This is a genomic window from Pseudescherichia vulneris (assembly GCF_902164725.1).
Taxonomy (GTDB): Bacteria; Pseudomonadota; Gammaproteobacteria; order Enterobacterales; family Enterobacteriaceae; genus Pseudescherichia; species Pseudescherichia vulneris.
In genome coordinates, this window is sequence record NZ_LR607338.1 from 4,389,850 (window position 1) to 4,394,191 (window position 4,342).

Consider the following 4,342-nt stretch of genomic DNA (forward strand, 5'->3'; position numbering starts at 1 on the left):
GTCCCGCTGATGGTCAGCTTCGCCGAGCCAAGCAGGCCGGTCAGTACGCCTCCAATGACGCTCAACAGGTTGGTAATCGGGTTAATCGCCAGCGTAGGCTGAGTCAGCTTGACGCTAACGTCCGCCTCAGTTGCCGTGGTGTTACCCACCCGGTCGGTTACCGCTACACCCACCTTCAGCGCCCCGGTAGCAAGGTTTTGCAGCACCGAGTTGCTGACCGTGGCCGTCCAGTTGCCTGCGGCATCAACGAGGGCGTTAATCGGCGTACCGCCGAGGGTAACTGCAACCGATGCCCCAGCAGGCACACCGCCGATTTTACCGCCGATGACCTGGCCGGACGCCGCCTCGTTGATGTTAAGGTAGCCATCGTTACCAAACAGCGAGGTCAGCGAGATGGTCGGCAGGTTATGGGTGATGACATCCAGCAGCGAGGTAGCAGCAGCGTTCTTGCCCGCCGGGTTGACCAGGCTGGCGTTGACCGTCAGCGTCCCATCCAGCAGTGCCGCGAGGTCGGTTTTCGGCACCGACACGGACCAGTTGCCGTTGGCCGCCACCGTTGACTGGTAGGTTTTACCGCCAAGGGAGACGTTGACCAGCGAACCGGCCGCATTGGTACTGGTCCCGGTGATGACCTGCGCGCTGAGGATCTCCGCCGCGTTCAGGCCGTTGCCGCCAAACAGGGTGTTGATCAGCAGCGAAGGTGCCTGCTGGATCGCCACCGTCAGATCCTGGGCGGTATTAGCCACGTTACCCGCCACGTCGCGGGCGGTGGCGGTGACCTGCAACACGCCGTCAGCCAGCCCTTGCAGCGAGACGGTCGGCACCGGCAGCTGCCACGTCCCGTTTGCCCCGACGGTAGTGGTCAGGCTCAATGGCCCGACTCTGACGTCGATAAGCGTACCGGCCGCTAGGTTAGAACTGGTGCCCGACAGCAGTGGCGTGGAGAGGAGATCGTTGAGATCCAGCGTGCCGTTGCCAAACAGCGGGTTCAGGCCCAGCGTCGGCAGGTTCTGGACAATGGCATTCACCACCTGGTTGCCGGTGACGACGTTGCCAACGTTATCCAGCACGCTGGCAGTCACCGGAGGCGAGCCCTGCCGCCGTCCCGCTGATGGTCTGTGCCACGTTAAGATCGGCAAGGCTGATGTAACCATCGTTGCCGAACAGGGAGTTGATCACTACCGTCGGCAGGTTAGCCAGGCCCACCCGCACCTCGACCGGCGCGGCGATCTGGGCGCTGTTTCCGTCCGGAGTGACGATTGTCACCTGCGGCTGGAAGGCACCGTCCAGCAGGCCAGTCAGATCGGATGGAGCCAAATTGATTGAGAACAAGCCGCCCGCATCGAGCGAGCCGAGGAAGGTTTTACCTGCCACCTGCACCTCAACGCGGGAGCCGACCGGCGCATTGCCCACGACGCCGCTGATGGTCTGGTTCAGCAGCGAATCGGCGACGTTAAGCACGTTGTCGCCAAATACCGCCAGGCTATTGAGCACCGGCGCAACCAGATCTACCCGAATGCTGGCCGTCTGGCTTGCCGGGTTGCCGTACTGGTCGAAGGCGCTGACGGTGACCGGTACCTCCCCCGTGCCAATGCCCTGCAGCAGAGCCTGCACTGCCGCAGGCAGGTTTACGGCCCAGCGACCATTACCGTCGACGTTGGTCGTAAAGGCTTCTGCGTCACCAATCTGAATAGTCAACTGCTGACCGGCGAGGCGGGTTGCGGTGCCGCTCAGGGCGGAACCTAGCAGCTCAGGAATGCTCAAGACACCATCGCTAAACAGCGGATCGAGCCCAATGGTCGGCAGCGCCCGCGCCACGTTAAAGCTGGCGCTGGTGTTAATGACGTTGCCAAAGGCGTCGGTAATCGCCAGGCCCACGTTCGCCTGGCCGTCCGGCAGGGTGTTAAGCAGCGTATCCGGCAGTACGGCAGACCAGGCTCCGGTAACGGTATCAACGACCGCATTGATCGCCTGACCACCAAAGTTGACCACCATTCCCGTGACGTTCGCCGCATTATTGAGCGTTCCACTCAGGGTCTGGACAACGCCGCTCTCCACGCTGTTAAGCACGTTGTCTGCCGTCATCAGCAGCTCGCCCACCACCGGCAGGTCGGTCAGCGCCAGGCCTACGTCAACAATCTCCTGACGGGTATTACCGTTGGCATCAATGACGTCAAACTGTAGCGCTACGGTGTCAGTAAGCAGCCCCTGCCACAGCTCCGGCGGCAGGTTGACAGAGAAGCTACCGTCCGGCCCGACCAGCAGATCGTTGATGGTGACATCCGTACCTACCAGCGTCAGGTTAACCCGCGCCCCGCGATAGTCGCCGTCGACTCGGCCCGTCAGGGTCTGGGTAACCAGCGACTCGGCGACGTTCAGAATGCCATCGCCAAAGAAGAGCGAGTCAAAGAGCAGGCCCAGGGTGGGGTTGAGCGCCACGTTCAGCGCGACGTTGTTAGTAGAGACGTTGCCTGCGCTATCCCGCGACGTAATGCTGATCACCTGCGCGCCATCGGTCAGGGTAGAGAAATCGATATTCGGGAAGTCATAGCGCCAGTTGCCCTGTGCATCGACCTGTCCGGTCCAGCTGATCGGCCCCAGCTGGATGGTCACCTCATTACCCGGATCGCCCGTCCCCTGCAGCAGCAGTCCTGTCGCCGCGCTGGCGGTATTGAGCACCGCCGGCACGCCCAAGGCGTCAACATAGAGCAGCGGCGCGCTGGCATCGACCGTTACCGTCTGGGTGGTGCTTTGCGGGTTGCCTGCCGCATCGGTAATAGAGGCGGTCAGCGGATAGGTGCCGTCGGTAAGCCCTGCGACGTCACTCTGCGGAACGGTGACTGCCCATTCACCCTGAGGGTTGACCGTTGCATAGTAGGTTTTGCCGTTGAGCGTCACCTGGACATCGCGGCCCGGCTCGCTGGCGGTCCCGCTGATGGTCTGGCTCAGGCTCTTCTCATCAACATTGACGACATTGTCACCAGCAAAACTGTTCAGCGTGATGGTCGGCACAGCGGTATCGACGACAAACGGCTGAGATGATGCAAAGCCCGGCGTGGTTACGCTCTCAACGCTGAGCGTATGCGGGCCGTCACCCAGCGCCGCACGCGGTACGTTGAAGGCCCAGCTGCCGTCCGGGGCGATAGTCGCGTTTCCAATGAACTGTCCATCGAGCAGAATGTTCACCAGCCCGGTCACGTTAACGGCCCGACCAGCGATCGGCAGGGTATCGCTCGTAAGTTCGCTGGCATTAACAACGTTATCGCCCGCGATCACATCCAGGGTCAGGTAGGCTGGCGGCGGGGTCAGATCGACCGCCAGCGTGCCGCCGTCGATTGACACCAGGTTGCCCGCACGATCCGTGGCCTGAACGGTGATAGTGCCCGCCGTCAGCCCTGCCATATCCGCTGGCGTAAGCTGCAACGTCCAGCTGCCATCCGCCTGAATAGTGGTATTGAAGGCGCGTCCGTCTGGGAAGGTCACCAGCAACGGCTGTCCGGCCTCCAGGTTAGTTGAGGTCCCGGCGATGGTCTGCACCGTCTGGCTCTCGTCGTAGGTCAGGACATTATCGCCAGCAAACGGCGTGGTGACCGTCAGCGTCGGTACATCGATCAGGATAGTGACCGGGGCGCTGGTGCTGTTGGCGTTGCCCGCCCCGTCGGTTACCGTGACCTGTACGCTCTGATCCCCCCGCGCCACGCCCGCCCAGTCGGCGTCGGTCAGCGTTAGGGACCACGTGGTACCGTCTACCGGCACGTTAGTAAAGAGCTTGCCGCCCACCGTCACGTCAACGCGGCTTCCCACTGGGTAAGTCGTGGTAAAGCTACCAGCGATGGTATTGGTGCCGCTCGCCTCATCCACGCTGACCACGTTATCGCCAAACAGCGGCGTAGTGATGGTCACGTTTGGCGGGGTCAGCGCCACCTGGTACGGTACCGGAACGGTAGCACTGTTGCCGTACTGATCCTCGGCATAGATCACTAGCTGGTGCGGCCCCTGCGCCAGCGACTGCAGCGAGCCTGCGGGCAGGTTAATAGTCCAGGTACCGTCTTCCAGCACGGTAGCCGTATACGGCGTGCCGTTTACGTCAACCCGGATAGTCACGAACTGGTTAGGCCCGAGCACCTGGGTCGAGCCGGTGATCTGCGCCGCGCCCGCCGCTTCGTTGATATTGAGGATGTTATCGCCAAACAGGTTGTTAGCAACCGGCTCAGGCAGCGCGGTACGCACCTGGAAGCTGCCTGGATCGGTATCGATATTGCCTGCCCGATCGCGAACGCTCACCTGGAAGATCGGCGTGGTATTGTCAGCCAGCGTTTGCAGATCGGTCGCTGGCAACGTG

At 62.1% G+C, this 4,342-nt stretch carries 1 protein-coding gene and 1 pseudogene; both read right to left on the minus strand.

Going from position 1 to position 4,342, the window contains the following annotated elements; translation table 11 throughout:
• Positions 1 to 1,082: pseudogene (locus FN633_RS18315) on the minus strand (Ig-like domain-containing protein); the annotation flags it as partial.
• The coding region (locus tag FN633_RS18320) for an Ig-like domain-containing protein (RefSeq protein WP_243731520.1) at positions 1,060 to 4,342 on the minus strand (3,283 nt) is incomplete at its 5' end. The pseudogene FN633_RS18315 and the gene FN633_RS18320, both read right to left, overlap by 23 nt.